Here is a 15192-nt window from a genome sequence, read left to right as displayed (position 1 = left end):
TATGGACTGGCCCGACTACGCCATTCTCGCCACCATCGTCATTTCTCTTCTGGTCGGCGCGCTGCGCGGGTTCATGAAAGAAGTCTTTTCCCTGGTGACCTGGGCCGCGGCCTTCGTGGTCGCCTATCGATTTTCCGGCGATGTCGCAGCCCTGATGGAGCCGCATGTATCCCTGCCTTCGGTTCGCACCGCGATGGGGTTCGCCGGCTTGTTTCTGCTGGTTCTGGTGGTAGGCGGCTTGCTCAATTATCTGATCGGTCTGCTGGTGGAAACCACCGGGCTGACCGGAACCGACCGCCTGCTCGGTGGCGCATTCGGTGCAGCCAGAGGCCTGGCCATCGTGGTCGCTTTTCTACTGATTGCCGGCTTCACACCGATCCCCAAAGACCCCTGGTGGCAGTCTTCCGCGATGATCGCCCGGCTGATGCCGCTGGTGTTGTGGACAACGCAGTATCTCCCCGAGGCCGCCCGGGATCAGCTCGATTTCACCGCCGATCTCCCGGCGGAGGAAACCGGCTCCGAAGGGGCCGAAGATCCGCCCGGCAATGATGCGGAATCCGAGCCAGCCTGAGTCTCAAGCCATGCTAGAATGCGCCGCATCCGGGGCGCGCTTCTAATCAGCGAAAAAACCTGTCGCGACCGGTTCGTCAGGCCGCTGGCAGTGGCCGGTGGAACCGGGCTAGGCAAAATGTAATGACGATGGGAGCGGAGTGAACGAGTGCAGCCGGTTTGACGCATAGCGTCAAGAAGGCAAGCAAGTGAACGACACCCCCGCTATTGATGGCACGGCCATCAACAAGGCAAGCGAGACACAAAATCGATTGCGGTTGGCGAGCGTAGCGAGTCAGAGCAATCGCATAGAATGCAGTCGAGGGCAGGCGAAAACGCCCGCACGTATTGAGCGCAGCTCAATGAGTAAGGAAGTGCAGCCGTAGACCGTGCAGCCGGTTTACACGCGCGACGGTGACGCAGCAGCGTATGAAGGCAAGCGAGACACAAAATCGATTGCGGTTGGCGAGCGTAGCGAGTCAGAGCAATCGCATAGAATGCAGTCGAGCGCAGCCGGTTTACGCTGCGCAGCAGCGTATGAAGGCAAGCGAGACACTTTAAATGTGTGGAATCATCGGAATCGTCGCCCAAAACAATGTTGCGGCCGACTTGTATGAAGGCCTGACGGTGCTGCAGCACCGTGGCCAGGACGCCGCGGGAATCGCGACCCTGGACGGTCACCGGGTCAATCTGCACAAGGGAAGCGGTCTTGTACGGGATGTTTTCGGCCCGACCGAAATGCAGGCCCTGACCGGGCGCGTGGGGATGGGGCACGTCCGCTATCCCACGGCTGGTCTGGACGACTCTTCCGAGGCTCAGCCGTTCTACGTCAATTCTCCCTATGGCATCGCGCTCGGCCATAACGGCAACCTGATCAATACCCGTGAGTTGACCCAGGAATTGTTCGACAGTGACCGCCGGCACTTGAACACCCGTTCGGATTCCGAGGTGTTGCTGAACGTGCTGGCCCACGAATTGCAGGAACTCGGACCGGCATCGCTACGCCCCGAACACTTGTTCGCTGCCGTCGATGCCGTGCATCGGAGGTGTTCCGGTGCGTACTCGGCCATTGCCGTTGTCTCCGGTCATGGTGTCCTGTGTTTTCGCGATCCCTGGGGCATTCGTCCGGCCGTGCTGGGTGTGCGCGAAACCCCGGCGGGCCCGGAGTACGCCGTCGCCTCGGAAAGCGTTGCGCTCGACGTTCTCGGCTTCGAGTTGATGCGGGACCTTCGGGCGGGAGAAGCCATATTCATATCGCTGGACGGCCAACTGCACACGCACGACAGCCCGCTCGCGCGGGAACTCACGCCGTGCATTTTCGAACACGTGTATTTTTCGCGGCCGGATTCGCTGCTGGACGACATTTCCGTGTACAAGGCCCGTCTCAGGATGGGTCAGACCCTGGCGCGGAAAATTCTTCGTGAACGCCCCGATCACGACATCGAGGTTGTCATTCCGGTTCCCGATACCAGCCGTACCTCGGCGCTCCCGCTGGCTTACGATCTGGATGTGAAGTATCGCGAAGGGTTCATCAAGAACCGTTACATTGGCCGTACATTCATCATGCCGGGTCAGGCGGAGCGCCGGAAATCGGTGCGACAGAAATTGAATGCCATTGATCTTGAATTTCGCGGCAAGAATGTACTGATCGTCGATGATTCCGTGGTGCGCGGGACCACCTCGCGCCAGATCATCCAGATGGCCAGGGATGCCGGCGCACGGCGGGTCTACTTCGCATCGGCATCACCGCCGGTGCGCCATGCCAACATCTACGGCATTGACATGCCGGCGGCATCCGAGCTGATCGCGTGCGGGCGAACGGAAAAGGAGATCGAACAGGAACTCGGCGCGGACTGGTTGATCTATCAGGACCTTCCCGACCTGATCGAAGCCTGCCGGGAAGGTAACGCGCAGGTCAGCCAGTTCGATACCTCGTGCTTCTCGGGTGACTACGTCACCGGTGTCAGTCCCGAATACCTCGAGCAGCTGCAGCAGGTGCGGTCCGACCAGGCGCGGACCCGGCGCCGTGAAGGAGTTCCGGCCCGGGCGACCGGATGAGAACATGACCCGGGAGCCCATGTCCAAGGTCGACACGGCCTGGTTGCGCATGGAGCAGCCCACCAACCTGATGATGATTACCGGCGTCGTCGGCCTTGAGGCCGAGGCCAGCTACACGCGTTTGGTGGAGACCGTGCAAAGCCGGTTCCTGGCGTTTCGGCGTTTTCGTCAGAAGGCGGTATCGACCTCGTCGGGTGTCTTCTGGGAAACCGACCCGGATTTCGACATTCACGGTCATGTGCGCCGGGTGGCGCTGCCAGGCGGGGCGGGGCAGGACGAGCTCGAAGATTACGTCAGCGATCTGGCGAGTACTGCCCTGGATCCCTCGCGTCCGCTGTGGCAGTTTCACTTCGTGGAGAATTATGTCGGCGGGCCTGTCGTCGTCATGCGCATTCACCACTGCTATGCGGACGGGATCGCCCTGGTCCAGGTATTTCTCAGCCTGACCGATCCGACACCGCAAGGCCGCAAGGTGGTCAATCCCAAACGCTGGAAGCAAAAGCGTGCGTCCGAGTCCACCGTCTTCCAGCGTTTGCTGGAACCGGCCCGCGAGGGTGTGGATTTCGCGGTACACCTCAGCCAGAAGCTGCTGGATGAGGCTTTGCAGGTTATCGCTGATCCAGAGAAAGCGGCCGAATGCTTCGGGGTGGCCGGCGACCTGTTGCGTGAATTGTCGCATGCCCTGACGTTGCCGAATGATCCGGCGACGCGTTTCAAGGGTCGCCTGGGCGGGCGCAAGCGGGTGGCCTGGGCCGAGCCGGTGCCGCTGGACGAAGTGAAAGCCCTGGGCAAGGCGCTGGGCTGCACGGTCAACGACGTACTGATCGCATCGGTGAGTGGGGCGCTGCGCGCGTATCTGCGCGAACTCGACCCGGACGCGGACTGTCCCGAGATCCGTGCCACCGTGCCGGTCAATCTGCGCCCGTTGGAGCACGCCCGCGAACTCGGTAATCACTTTGGCCTGGTCTTCCTGTCCCTGCCGGTCGGTGAGGCCAATCCGCTGCGGCGAGTTTATTGCGTCAACGAGCGAATGAACGAACTGAAAGCCAGCCGGCAGGCCGCGATGTCGTTCGGCGTCCTGGCGGCACTCGGCATGGGCCCACACGCGCTGCAGAAACCGGCGCTGGAGCGTTTGAGCGAAAAGGCGACCGCGGTGCTGACCAATGTCCCCGGGCCGCAACAGCCGCTGTATCTGGCCGGGGGACGGGTTCGAGACATGATGTTCTGGGTACCCCAGTCGGGCACCATCGGCATGGGCGTCAGTATTCTCAGCTACGACGGGCAGGTGTTCTTCGGCGTCATCACCGACCGCAGGCTGGTGGATGATCCGGCGCGCATCATCAGCCGCTTCCGGCCGGAACTGGAAAACCTTCTGCACCTGGCCATGATGCTTCCGCTGGAAGGCCGGCCTGACCCCGAACAGGCGGAGTGGCTGTTGCGCTCTGAGGATTCCTGATTTCCACCGGCTGATACCCGGGCCGGGATCTGCCTGGGGCGGGCTTCAGCGTTCCTGTTTGCGCCAGCGGTCCACCATGTCCTCGACGCTGATTTCTTCGGGCCCGTGCGACCATTCGCCGGCGTAATCGATGTTGCTGGAATTCGGTGGTGGATCGGGCATGTAAATCTGCACGCGAATCGGCATGGGCACGGCTTCGCCGACGACGATGGCTTCGCCCTGGGCCAGGGTCGGCAGGGCATCCAGCATGCCGCGGGCGGCATCGGGAACGAGTTCGCGGACGTAGGATTGATCGTCCGGGTTGGAAATGCGCAGACAGACGAATGAACTGCACTGGGCGAGTACGGTTTCGGACAGTTCGTGAGGGCGCTGGCTGACCACGCAAATTCCCACACCGTACTTGCGGCCGGTCTTGGCGATCCGCTCCATGGCGCGGCGCGTCTGCTCGTGCTCCTTGGAGCCATGCCGGGGAATGTAGGAGTGCGCTTCCTCGCAGACCAGGAACAGGGGAAACTCGCGGCAGCGCGGATTCCAGTAATTGAATTCGAACGCCAGGCGGCCGATCTGCGAAGTCACGGTGTGGTGGATGTCGTAGGGTACCGAGCTCAGGTCGATGACCGTCACCTTGGCCCGGGGTTCACCCAGGCCGACAAAATCACGCATCAGGCTGGGCAGGGTGTCTGACGAGGTGCGTTTTTTCGGGCGCAGCAGAAAGTCATAACGGGTGTCGTTCATGCGGCTTTGCAGTTTCACCAGCAATTGGTCGAATTTGCCGAACAGGGCCGTTTTCGACTTGCCGAAACTGGTGGTCGACTCGTTGGCGTCCTTGAAGCGCTTGACCAGGTCATCGAGGGAGAAATAAAGCGGCGTGTCCACGGTGATGTGGCCGAGGTCGAGATGCTGGTTGCCTTCGCGCTTGAGTTCCAGCACCGCGCTGCGCAGGAAAGCGATCTGTACCGGTGCGTCCTCGTCGTCGGCATCGATCAGCAGATCGACCAGTTCGGCGAAGGTCAGTAACCAGTAAGGCATTTCCAGGTCTTCCGCGTCGATGCAGCGGGTCTTGTCCTTGGGAAAGGCCGAATGGGAGCGCAGGTCACCCGGTTTGAGCCCGTATTCCCCGGCCAGGTCGAGCAGCACCACGTGGGCGTTCGGCATCGACTTGAGAGCCGACTGGATCAGGCTGGTGACCGACCAGGATTTGCCGGCGCCCGACTGGCCCAGGATGGCCACGTGGCGGCCAAAGAACGAGGAAGGTTCAATGTAGGCCTCGATCGACTCGAACGCACTGAGGTGCCCGACCTTGTAGTTCGCTTCGGCGTAGCCCGAGAACAAACCGGTCAACATGTCGGCCGTCACGATGTGCAATTCCGCGCCCGTGACCGGATAGTGGGCGACGCCCCGGTAGAAGTCGCCCCCGCTGCTGAGTTCGCCGACCGGGTTCATGCGCACCATGCGAATGATTTCGCCGGTGCCGTCATCCTCCTGCCACATGCTTTCCACAATGGCCAGCACGCGATAGCCGAATTGCTCCACCATCATGTACGAGCCGACCTGTCCCACACGAATGCGGTCGCTTCCGACGGAGATTTCCGGTGTATAGCCCTCGTCTTCACTGATCAGCCGGGCCACGAAATCGGCACCGGTGACTTCGATGATGTGTCCGACCAGTGTTTTGCTATCGCTTCTCATGTCCATAACCCAGTCCTTTGTGGTGTCGCCCTGCCGGTCCGTCCAGCCGGGAACGCTGCCCTGTCACCCATCCATGCCGGATAATCGTACCCTGATCGGCCTGCTGCCGAAAGCGCCCAGCTACTCAAGCTCGGCGAGGGCCGATTCCACGTCCAGTTTCTCCATGGCATCGCCCGGTTTCATCTCCGACGCTTTCACGTAAAGGTCGGTGACCTCATCCAGCCGGCTGTCACCATAGAGCAGGTACAGGCCGTTGGCGTATTCGATGTGGGCGATGGGCGAATGCGGTGTCAGTTCCAGAGCCGTCTCGAAGTGCTCGATGGCTTCCGATTCGCTGGCGCCGTAGGTCATCGAACCGATCAGTTTGCCGACCTTGTCGATGATTTCGGCGTGGTACATGCCCAGGGCCGTGTGGGCCTCGGCATGACGCGGTTGCAGTTCGAGGGTTCGGCTCAGACTGTTGTGGATTTTTCCACCCACGCCTTGCTTGAGTGCCTTGACCACCGAAATGCTCTGGCTGTACCGGCCCAGGTTGAAGGCCAGGAAATAGTGGGCATTAGGATCGTCCGGCAGGGCTTTGATCGCTGCCTCGGCGCGGCTTATGGCGGCCTTGAAACAGTCGATCTGGCGCCCTTCTTTGTCCTCGAGATACGTGGCGTAGATGCCGGTGGCCTTGTTTGCCACCGCGTGCCCGGCAATCCCGATGGCGTCTCCGCGGGCGACAGCTTCGGCAAAATCCCCGCGATGGAAGCAACGCCAGGCCTCCTGCAGCGCCTCGTCTTCCGGCCACGGTTCGCAATCGCCGGCATGCAGATGCTTCCAGTTCTTCTTCAGCGCGGCTCCCTTCAGGTCGAAAGCGGCACTGTCGTGTGGAAACTCGTTCCAGGTCGCCATGCCCATGAACCTCCGTTGGGTCTGGCCGCGTGCGAACCGCCGGCCGTTAGTGTGATTACTCTAATTCTCCTTTCTAGAATAGCGCCATCGATTCACAAAGACACTCACGATCCAGGAGATAGTCATGAGCAAGAAAACCCTGAAAAAGAAGACCCAGCGCAAAACCGCGGCCAAGTCCGCAACAGCGCCGGTAATGGATTCCGCCCGCGAAATCTGGCTGGCCGGACTGGGTGCGTTCAACGTCGCACAGCAGGAAGGCGCGAAGATCATCGAGGAAGGCAGCAAGATTTTCGACAAACTGGTTGCCGAAGGCAGCAAGATGGAAACCCGCACCCGCAAGGATGTGGAAGGTGCCGTTGACGATCTGCGCGGTGAAGTCGAAAACCGAATGGGCGGTGTGCGCCAGCAGGCCGATGCCGTGCGCAAACAGGCTGCTGACAACTGGGACCGCCTGGAAAAGATTTTCGAAGACCGGGTCGCCCGCTCTCTGGCCCGCCTGGGCATTCCCACCCGCGAGGACGTCAACAATCTGGCCGAAAAGGTACAGGTGTTGTCTCGCCAGGTGGCCGAACTGGATGCCAAGGCCAGTGCCACCAAGGCCCAGGCCTCGCGCGCCGCTACGGCTGCGAAGAAGGCTGCCCGACGCAAGACGGCTAAAAAGAAGGCTGTACGCAAGTCCACGGGCAAGAAGGTCGCACGTAGAAAGACCGCAAGCAAGAAGACCAGCAAGAGCGCTTGACCCCCGCTTGCTGATTCGTCAGGACGGATAGCCAGGTCAACCAGGGTTCCGGCGACCCAAGTCAGCCGGGATTCCTGTCATGAAAGTCGACCGTGATTCCGGTTATTGAAGTCGATTGGTATTCCGGTGATCGAAGTCGGCCCCGCGGCAATGGCGGGGCCTTTTTTTTGGAATGCCGTCTCGGAAATTCCTGGCGTTGAATTCCAGGGAGGTTGCCCAACCAGGTTCGTCTCAGTTCGCGTGTTCCATGCGGGTCCGGGCCACCACTTCAAGCCACCGTCATCCCGGACTCGATCCGGGATCCAGCGGGTCTTGAGAAATGGATCCCGGATCAAGTCCGGGATGACGTTTACTCTGGCACTTTACTCTGACCCCGATCACTTCTGACCCCGATCACTTCTGCGGTTGCTGCCATCGCTGGCGCGCAGGGGTCGGGAGGTGGGGTGAGCCGGTGCCGGGCTCGGTTCAGTCCGCGTGTTCCAGATAGGCCCGGGTCAGCGCGCTGAATTCCTCTCTTTCCGGGTCGCGAAGATAGGGAATGACGAGCTGAAGCACGCCGGCGATGGCGCGGGTCTGAACGGAACCGTCGTCCATCCCGTGCGTGACGAACTGGTCCGCGTACGGAATCCAGTAGGTCAGCACCAGCATCAGGTTGCCGAGCAGCAATTCGCGCTCGGTGGGTTCGATCTTTAATGCGCCGCGGCGCTCCAGCCCGGCCAGTATTTCTCCCGCAGCCTGCCGCTCCCGATGGAACAGCGCGCGAAAAGCCCGTTCCAGATCGGGGACCCGGCCGGTGATATCCGCCAGGTTGCGGTACAGAAAGCGGTATTGCCCCTTGATCTCAAAAGACAGGTGAAGCTGAAACCACAGGTCGTTCGCTTCCAGTGCGCTGTCGGCCGGTACGTCAATGATCGGGTCGAATTGGGCGACAAAGCGCTTGAACAGCTCGACGATGATGTCCTGCTTGCTGTTGAAGTGGTAATAGAGATTGCCCGGGCTGATGTCCGCCTCGTCGGCGATGTGGTTGGTCGTGACAGCCGGTTCGCCCAGCGTGTTGAACAGGTTCAGGCTGGTTTGAAGAATCAATTCCCGTGTGTTTCTGCGCGTCATCGGTTCGATGTCAGTGCGGGACGGGTGCGGGCTGGAAGGGGGCGGTCAGAAATCCCCGCCCAGTTTGCGTACGAGTTCGATGTAAGACGTACGCGCCTCTTCCCGGGGCGTGCCCTGCTGTTTTTCCCAGGCTTCGTACTTGGCCACGCCGACGAAATCGAAAAAGCCGGGCTTGTCCCCTGAAACGTCACCCTCGGAGCCCTGCTTGTACAGCGCGTAGAGCTTGAGAAGGGTCTCGTTGTCGGGTCGATCGGGCAGGGATTTGGCCGCCGCAGCGGCGCGCTCGAAAGCATCTGCGGAATCGTTCATCGAAATCCTCTTGGCGGGTATGCGGATCAATTAACGTGAATGGTCTATCTGGTAAGATCGTATCACGTTCGGCGGCGTATCGATCACGCGAAGGGCGGGGAGTCGGGGTTTCGAAGTTCTCGTTGCGCGGCGGCGTTGGAATTCTGCGATGCGGAGTCTGTCCATGAACTATTTCGTCACTGGCGGTACCGGTTTTCTCGGTCATAATCTCATTTCCCGTCTCCTTCGGCGCCGGGGCACCATCTATGTGCTGGTGCGCAAGGGATCGAAGAAAAAGTTCAACGAGATGCGCAAACAATGGGGCGCGGACGCCAAGCGCGTGGTCGCGGTGACCGGTGATCTGACCAAGCGTCGTCTCGGCATCTCGCCCGCCAGGCGCAAGGAACTCCAGGGCAAGATCGCGCACGTCTTTCACCTCGCGGCCATTTACGATCTCAAGGCCGATGCGGCGGCGCAGGAAGTCGCCAATATCACCGGTACGCTCCATACCGTCCAGTTCGCTGAATCGATCGAAGCCAAACGTTTTCACCACGTCAGTTCCATCGCCGCGGCCGGACTGTTCCCGGGCGTGTTCCGCGAAGACATGTTTGAAGAGGCGACGGGTCTCGACAACCCGTATTTTCGCACCAAGCACGAGTCGGAGGCGATCGTCCGCAACAAATGCGGGATTCCCTGGCGCGTATACCGGCCGGGCATCGTCGTCGGGGACTCGGAAACCGGTGAAATCGACAAGATTGACGGCCCTTACTACTTTTTCAAGCTGATCCAGAAAATGCGCCGTGCGATGCCGGCGTGGATGCCGGCGATCGGGCTGGAAGGAGGGCGGATCAATCTCGTGCCGGTGGACTACGTGGTCGATGCACTGGACTACATCGCGCACAAGCCGAAGGAAGACGGCAAATGTTTTCACCTCACTGATCCGAAACCGAAACGCATTGGTGAAGTGCTCAACCTGTTTGCCGAGGCTGCGCATGCACCGCAAATGACCATGCGCATCGATGCGCGCATGTTCAGTTTCATTCCCGCAGTCATCAAACAGGGTGTGATGATGTTGCCGCCTGCCAAGCGGATCCGCAACCAGATATTCAAGGATCTGGGCATGCCGCCCGAGATTCTGAAGTTCATCAATTATCCGACCAAGTTCGACAACCGGGAAACCGAGCGGGTGCTGAAAGGCTCCGGCATCCGGGTACCACCCCTGGAAGACTATGCCTGGCGCCTGTGGGACTACTGGGAGCGCAACCTCGATCCCGATCTGTTCATCGACCGCAGTCTGCGCGGCCATGTCAGCGGGAAGGTCGTGGTCGTCACCGGCGGCTCTTCCGGGATCGGTCACGCCACGGCCATCATGATGGGGCGCGCCGGTGCGCGCGTCGCCATCGTGGCGCGTGACCGGGCCAGGCTTACCGACACCGTGGCCGAAATCGAGGCCGAAGGCGGGAAGGCGTGGTGTTTTTCCGCCGATCTGGCCGAAATGGACCAATGCGACCGGGTCATCGGGGAAATCAAAGCAGAGGTGGGCGAAATCGATATCCTGGTCAATAATGCCGGGCGTTCCATCCGGCGGTCGATCTCATCGTCGTACGACCGGTTCCACGACTACGAGCGCTGCATGCAGCTCAACTACTTCGGCAGTCTGCGCCTGATCATGAACGTGCTTCCGGCAATGGAGGAACGCGGCCACGGTCAGATTATCAATGTGTCGTCGATCGGTGTTCTCAGTAATGCCCCGCGTTTTTCCGCCTACGTGGCTTCAAAGGCTGCGCTGGATTCCTTCTCGCGCTGCGCGGCGGCGGAGTACAACGATGTGGGCGTCAGTTTCACGACCATCAACATGCCGCTGGTGCGCACGCCGATGATCGCCCCCACCAAGCTGTACGATAATGTGCCCACCATCACACCCGAAGAGGCGGCCAACATGGTCAAGCAGGCGGTCATCTTCAAGCCACAGCGCATCGCGACCCGCCTGGGCGTGTTCGCGCAGGTATTGCATGCCGTTGCGCCCAAAATTGCCGAGATCGTCATGAACAGCGCATTCCGCATGTTCCCCGATTCGGCGGCAGTCAAGGGGGTCAAGGAGGGTCAGACCCAGGCCTCCCAGGAACAGCTCGCCTTCGCCAGTCTGATGCGGGGTATTCACTGGTAGCACCCGATGATCCGGCAGCCGGTCGGCTGCCGGACGGAACCGTTCAGGCCCGTTTGCGCAATGCGCACTCCAGATCTTCCAGCGCCTGGCCGAGCTGGCGGGAGACCGGCGAATGGCCGTGGAATGCCTCGCCGAGACTGTCGGCGAGCGATTTGTCACGCTGCTCCAGCACATCGCGATCGAGATGCATTCCGTGGCGTGCAAGCACGGACTCGATTTCATCGGCCCGACGCCTGAGATTGTCCTTGGTGACCCGGTACGCGTGATCGCACAAGGCGGTGCGGCTGGCGAAACTGAAGATGTTGGTGAAGAAAATTTCCTCATCGCCCTGGTCGGGCTCCACCAGCACGAAATCAGTGCCCGGATGGGACTCGCGGTAATTCCGGAATCCAATGTTCATGCGCGACTGAATCAGCGCACGGAATGTCTGCGACAGAACCAGCGGCAGTCCGCCACGGATCAGGCGGCGCACCGGAACCGCGGGTGCGGCCGGATCCTGCCCGGCGGCGAACGGAACCAGCGGATTGATCGCCAGCAGCAGATCCACGCCCTGATCGAGGGCCGCCGAGGCGTTCAGGGTACGTCGCAAGGCGCCGTCCACGTAGTACTGTCCGTCAATCTCCACGGGTGGATACAGGCCGGGCAGTGCCGCGCTGGCCTGCACCGCGCGCGAGATCGGAACGTGGTCCCGGTCCGGCGCGCCGAACCGCACGGCGGCGCCGTTGTCCAATTCCACCGCCACGATGATCAGTCGCCGGCGCAGCTCGCGAAAGTCATTGGTCCGCCCCGAACTCTCGAAGGCACTGCGCAGAAAGTCGTGCAATGCGTCGTTTTCGAATATTCCGGTGGGCAAGGCCTGTCCCAGCGCACCCATGAGCCGGGACACGCTGGCGTCCATCGGATGGCGTGCCATGGAGGTCAGGGCGTCGAGCAATATGCCGGGAATGCGGGCGGCCCGATTCAGGTATTCCCGGTAGGCCGGTTTCAACAGCTTGTCGGGCTCGAGCGCGAATTCGGCTCCGGGATGACCCATGAAAATGCGGCACATTTCGGCGGCGGGGATGCGGTTGGCCAGGCTGGCCGCGATGACACCGCCCGCGCTGATGCCCACATAGACGTCCAGATCGTGCAGCCTCAGGCCTTCGACCGATTCCTCCAGGGCCCTGAGAGCGCCGAGTTCGTAGATGGCGCCGACCGGCCCGCCCCCGGCGATGGCCAGCCCGATGCGGCCGTGGCGGGGCGTGTCTGGCTTGCGGGCCTGGTGTATCGTGAGCATGAGTTTTGCGGGTTATCGGTGGCCGAAGCATTCTAGCCGCGGCAGGGAGTGTCCGCCAGCCCGCGCGACCCGGCTTCGGCCGCACGACACGAGGATTCTTGAGAATGCTGAAAACTGGCGATCCAGCCCCGGATTTCACGCTTCCGGACGAAACGGGCGAACCCTTTAACCTGGCCGCCTGCCGGGGCGAGCGGATATTGCTGGTGTTCTACCCCGGTGACGGCACACCGGTGTGCACGCGGCAGCTGTGCGACTATCGGGATGGTATCGAGGCGTTCGCGGGCCTCGGCGTCCGGGTGGTCGGTATCAGCAAGGACGACGCCGCGTCACACCGAAGCTTCAAGGCGCGCCATGATCTGCCGTTCACCCTGCTCAGCGATGCTGACCTCGAGGTGGCGGAGCGGTATGACAGCAAAGGGATACTCGGCATGAAGCGCTCCGTGTTTCTGGTCGATGAGGAGGGCGTCATCCGTTACCTCCACGTGGAAAGCCTGGCGCTGTTCCGCCGCACGCGGGACGAACTGCTGGAAACGATAGCCGGGCTTGACCCCGTTTGATGTCCAATGACCAAAGCCGCAGCAGACACGTTTCGCGAGATGCTGGAGCGCAACCGGGAAATCGGACGAAACCTCGATCGTCCCGGGTTTCCGCTCGGCGCGCTCGAGGCGTTGCAGGGCTGGCAACGCGAACGTTTCAGTCGCACCTACGCCGATTTTCTGTCGACGGACACGGACGGGCCGGCCTGCCGGTTTTTTCTTGATGAACTCTATGGCGGTCTGGATTTCCGCAAACGGGACGAAGAAGTCAGCCGGGTGGCTCCGGTCATGGCGCGACTGCTGCCCGAGTCGGCCCTCGATGCGCTGGCCGACGCCTTTCGGCTGCAGGCCATCAGCCTGGAACTCGACATCGCGATGGTCGAGCTCGGTCCCGACACCGATTTCCGATCGATGAGTACGGCGGATTACGCGAACTGGTACCGAAGCTGTGGCCGGCGCGCGCAGCGGGAAGCGCAGATCAGCCTGATACGCGAACTCGGCCACCGCCTCGATCGTTTGGTGCGGGCGCCCATGCTGCTGCGGCTGGTGGGCCTGCTGCGCGGTCCGGCGCATGCGGCTGGGTTTGGAGATTTGCAGGAGTTCCTGGAGCACGGCTTGCATGCTTTTCGCGGTCTCGCCGACACGGAGCGGTTCGTGGAAACCATCTACCGCCGGGAGTGGCGGGCCATGGAACGTCTGTTCGCGGGCGATGACGATCCCTACGCGGATCTGCTTACGGTGTGAAACGGCAATTGAAGTGGGACCTGAGGTAATCGTGAATTTCTTCTTCGATGCGCCCTTTAAGCAGGGCCAGCAGCAGTCCCAGGCGGGCCTGGACGTGGATGGACTCGTCATCGACCGTGATTTCACCGTCCACCCCCGGACGTTCGAAGACCAGCGTATCGCCGTCCCATCCGTAGTCGATGTCGAACTTCGTGGCCAGGTCCCGGGCCAGTTCGTCCGCCGCGTTCTGGGCGTCTTCGCGGCTGAGTTCGTGCCGGGCATGGATGTCGATTCGAGACATGTCGGAGCTCCGTGCTTCGGTGCCATCGCGGTGGATTCCGCAACATCATACCGATACCGGGCGGAACGGGCGTCCCTGTCCCGGGTGCCGGTGCCGGGTGAGTAGGATGAGACGATTCATCAAGTGGCTGGGGCTGGGTGCCGTCACGCTGCTGGCACTGCTGGTTATCGGTGGCTGGCTGGCCGATGCCTGGCTGGAGTCGAACGGCGGTCGGCGGCTGCTGGAGAACGAACTGTCGGGTGCGATCGGAATGCCGGTTCGACTGGGCGGTGATTATCGCTTCCGGCTCGTGCCCCGGATTTCGATCGAGGGCGAGTCCCTGTCCATCGGTCAGGCTGCCGCGGTGCCTGAAGCCTCTCCCCCGATCACGATCGAACGATTTCGCGCGGTGATCGGTCTGCTGCCGTTGTTGCGGCAGCAGTTGCGCATCGACGCGGTGGAATTCGAGGGCGGCCGGTTGTTTCTGGCGGATTTGGTCGCTCCCGAAGGAGCGGGCCAGGGGACCGTATCGGGAGCGCAGGAACCGGCGGCGGCTTCGAAGGAAGGCAGCCTGCCTGCCGTCGGCTCGATCAGCCTTCGAAGCATCGTGCTCAACTTCGCGGATGACGGCTCGGCGCTGCGTATCGATGAGTTGAAAATCGAGGAGTTCCGTCCGGGCCATCCGGTTGACATCCATGCCGGCGCGGCGCTGCTCACGGGTAATGCCGAAATCGCCACGGCCCGGCTGACCGGCCGCTTGCAGGTTGCCCCGGATGCCGGCCGGGCCGAGCTCGTTCTGGATCCGTTGGCGGTGCGCCGACCCGGCGCGGAACCGGAGTTGATTACCGGCACGCTCGAATGGAGCGCGGGAGCAGGGGCAGCGGACGCTTCCGCCGCTGGCGGCACCCTGGGGGGCGAATTCCGCTATGCCTCGCCGGTCGGCTCGGTCAGCCTGGATGCCGAAGTGCGCGTGGGCGAAACGATGACCGGCGCTGCCACGGCCCGCTACCGGCGGCCGGAGCAGTCCGGCACGGCAGAGCTGGAGGTGGTTTTCCGCGGAGGCGCCAGTGTTTACGTCTTCGACACCTTTGTGCTCGGAGTAGCCGACCAGACCGTTTCCGGTTCAGGCTGCGTGAACACAGCCGATGCCTTGTCCGTGGAGCTGCAGCTGCAGGCCGACCGTCTCGACCTCGACCGTCTCGCCTCGTGGATTCCGCAGGGCGAGGGCGAAGCCGGTGGCGATTTGCCGCTGGACCTGGCGGTGGCCGTTGAAATCGCACAGGCGGACCTGTCCGGTGCGACGGCGGAAGGCATCCGGCTGGTCATTGGCCGGGAACCGCAGTGCCCGCCGGCTATGAACCCGCCCCAGGACACTGCCAACGCTGCGCAGGCGGCTCGGGGTGGATGAAACGGGTGCGGCGGGTATG

At 62.0% G+C, this 15192-nt stretch carries 14 protein-coding genes; 8 read left to right on the top strand and 6 right to left on the bottom strand.

Annotated elements, in window-relative coordinates:
• Position 1 precedes the first annotated feature (1 nt).
• The 3 genes from V3330_RS04185 to V3330_RS04175 all read left to right on the top strand — a co-directional run bounded on the left by V3330_RS04185 (position 2) and on the right by V3330_RS04175 (position 4063).
• Entirely contained in the window at positions 2-571 is a 570-nt protein-coding gene (locus V3330_RS04185) for a CvpA family protein (RefSeq protein ID WP_354694140.1), read from the top strand.
• Positions 572-1110: 539 nt separating this feature from the next.
• Positions 1111-2607: an amidophosphoribosyltransferase gene (gene purF / locus V3330_RS04180; protein WP_354694139.1), complete on the top strand. Its 1497-nt coding sequence runs from the start codon at positions 1111-1113 to the stop codon at positions 2605-2607.
• Between the two features lie 4 nt (positions 2608-2611).
• Positions 2612-4063, top strand: coding sequence for a WS/DGAT/MGAT family O-acyltransferase (locus V3330_RS04175; RefSeq protein WP_354694138.1), 1452 nt, complete (start codon positions 2612-2614; stop codon positions 4061-4063).
• 45 nt (positions 4064-4108) lie between these two features.
• Here the strand turns inward: V3330_RS04175 and V3330_RS04170 are convergent, their stop codons facing one another.
• Entirely contained in the window at positions 4109-5752 is a 1644-nt protein-coding gene (locus V3330_RS04170; RefSeq protein WP_354694137.1) for an ATP-binding protein, read from the bottom strand.
• Between the two features lie 120 nt (positions 5753-5872).
• Positions 5873-6646 carry a tetratricopeptide repeat protein gene (locus V3330_RS04165; RefSeq protein ID WP_354694136.1) on the bottom strand — a complete coding sequence of 258 codons (774 nt, stop codon included), beginning with the start codon at positions 6644-6646 and terminating at the stop codon, positions 5873-5875.
• Between the two features lie 124 nt (positions 6647-6770).
• Between V3330_RS04165 and V3330_RS04160 the strand changes: the two genes are divergently transcribed.
• Positions 6771-7385, top strand: a complete 615-nt coding sequence (locus tag V3330_RS04160; protein ID WP_354694135.1) for a phasin family protein — start codon at positions 6771-6773, stop codon at positions 7383-7385.
• 465 nt (positions 7386-7850) lie between these two features.
• Here the strand turns inward: V3330_RS04160 and V3330_RS04155 are convergent, their stop codons facing one another.
• Complete coding sequence (locus V3330_RS04155) at positions 7851-8495, bottom strand: TetR/AcrR family transcriptional regulator (RefSeq protein WP_354694134.1); 645 nt, start codon at positions 8493-8495, stop codon at positions 7851-7853.
• 45 nt (positions 8496-8540) lie between these two features.
• On the bottom strand, positions 8541-8804 hold the full coding sequence (locus V3330_RS04150) for an acyl-CoA-binding protein (protein ID WP_354694133.1): 264 nt from the start codon (positions 8802-8804) through the stop codon (positions 8541-8543).
• Between the two features lie 163 nt (positions 8805-8967).
• Here V3330_RS04150 and V3330_RS04145 point away from each other — a divergent pair, with 163 nt between their 5' ends.
• Positions 8968-10950 carry an SDR family oxidoreductase gene (locus V3330_RS04145; protein ID WP_354694132.1) on the top strand — a complete coding sequence of 661 codons (1983 nt, stop codon included), beginning with the start codon at positions 8968-8970 and terminating at the stop codon, positions 10948-10950.
• 43 nt (positions 10951-10993) lie between these two features.
• Here the strand turns inward: V3330_RS04145 and V3330_RS04140 are convergent, their stop codons facing one another.
• The gene (locus V3330_RS04140) at positions 10994-12226 is read right to left on the bottom strand and encodes a patatin-like phospholipase family protein (protein ID WP_354694131.1); all 1233 of its coding nucleotides are present in this window, start codon (positions 12224-12226) and stop codon (positions 10994-10996) included.
• A gap of 104 nt (positions 12227-12330) precedes the next feature.
• On the opposite strand from V3330_RS04140, the gene V3330_RS04135 reads away from it, so the two are divergent.
• Positions 12331-12783, top strand: coding sequence for a peroxiredoxin (locus tag V3330_RS04135; RefSeq protein ID WP_354694130.1), 453 nt, complete (start codon positions 12331-12333; stop codon positions 12781-12783).
• A gap of 6 nt (positions 12784-12789) precedes the next feature.
• A complete protein-coding gene (locus tag V3330_RS04130) occupies positions 12790-13506 on the top strand; it encodes a DUF8198 family protein (RefSeq protein WP_354694129.1) in 717 nt (238 codons plus the stop codon).
• On the opposite strand, the gene V3330_RS04125 is transcribed toward V3330_RS04130, so the two are convergent.
• Positions 13496-13786, bottom strand: coding sequence for a polyhydroxyalkanoic acid system family protein (locus V3330_RS04125; protein ID WP_354694128.1), 291 nt, complete (start codon positions 13784-13786; stop codon positions 13496-13498). The two genes, V3330_RS04130 and V3330_RS04125, sit on opposite strands and share 11 nt — an antisense overlap.
• Positions 13787-13892: 106 nt before the next feature.
• On the opposite strand from V3330_RS04125, the gene V3330_RS04120 reads away from it, so the two are divergent.
• Positions 13893-15173: an AsmA family protein gene (locus V3330_RS04120; protein WP_354694127.1), complete on the top strand. Its 1281-nt coding sequence runs from the start codon at positions 13893-13895 to the stop codon at positions 15171-15173.
• The last annotated feature ends 19 nt before the right edge of the window (positions 15174-15192 follow it).

It is taken from the genome of Elongatibacter sediminis, assembly GCF_037892215.1.
Classification (GTDB): domain Bacteria; phylum Pseudomonadota; class Gammaproteobacteria; order Xanthomonadales; family SZUA-36; genus Elongatibacter; species Elongatibacter sediminis.
The sequence above is the reverse complement of the archived record's forward strand: the minus strand, read 5'-3'. Positions and strand labels throughout refer to the sequence as shown.

Excerpts from the sequence above, each read along its gene's own strand:
- V3330_RS04120 (WP_354694127.1), top strand. The coding sequence starts at position 13,893 with ATGAGACGATTCATCAAGTGGCTGGGGCTGGGTGCCGTCACGCTGCTG.
- V3330_RS04155 (WP_354694134.1), bottom strand. The coding sequence starts at position 8,495 with ATGACGCGCAGAAACACACGGGAATTGATTCTTCAAACCAGCCTGAAC.
- V3330_RS04150 (WP_354694133.1), bottom strand. The coding sequence starts at position 8,804 with ATGAACGATTCCGCAGATGCTTTCGAGCGCGCCGCTGCGGCGGCCAAA.
- V3330_RS04130 (WP_354694129.1), top strand. The coding sequence starts at position 12,790 with ATGACCAAAGCCGCAGCAGACACGTTTCGCGAGATGCTGGAGCGCAAC.
- V3330_RS04175 (WP_354694138.1), top strand. The coding sequence starts at position 2,612 with ATGACCCGGGAGCCCATGTCCAAGGTCGACACGGCCTGGTTGCGCATG.
- V3330_RS04135 (WP_354694130.1), top strand. The coding sequence starts at position 12,331 with ATGCTGAAAACTGGCGATCCAGCCCCGGATTTCACGCTTCCGGACGAA.
- V3330_RS04170 (WP_354694137.1), bottom strand. The coding sequence starts at position 5,752 with ATGAGAAGCGATAGCAAAACACTGGTCGGACACATCATCGAAGTCACC.
- V3330_RS04140 (WP_354694131.1), bottom strand. The coding sequence starts at position 12,226 with ATGCTCACGATACACCAGGCCCGCAAGCCAGACACGCCCCGCCACGGC.
- V3330_RS04165 (WP_354694136.1), bottom strand. The coding sequence starts at position 6,646 with ATGGCGACCTGGAACGAGTTTCCACACGACAGTGCCGCTTTCGACCTG.
- V3330_RS04185 (WP_354694140.1), top strand. The coding sequence starts at position 2 with ATGGACTGGCCCGACTACGCCATTCTCGCCACCATCGTCATTTCTCTT.
- V3330_RS04145 (WP_354694132.1), top strand. The coding sequence starts at position 8,968 with ATGAACTATTTCGTCACTGGCGGTACCGGTTTTCTCGGTCATAATCTC.
- purF (WP_354694139.1), top strand. The coding sequence starts at position 1,111 with ATGTGTGGAATCATCGGAATCGTCGCCCAAAACAATGTTGCGGCCGAC.
- V3330_RS04125 (WP_354694128.1), bottom strand. The coding sequence starts at position 13,786 with ATGTCTCGAATCGACATCCATGCCCGGCACGAACTCAGCCGCGAAGAC.
- V3330_RS04160 (WP_354694135.1), top strand. The coding sequence starts at position 6,771 with ATGAGCAAGAAAACCCTGAAAAAGAAGACCCAGCGCAAAACCGCGGCC.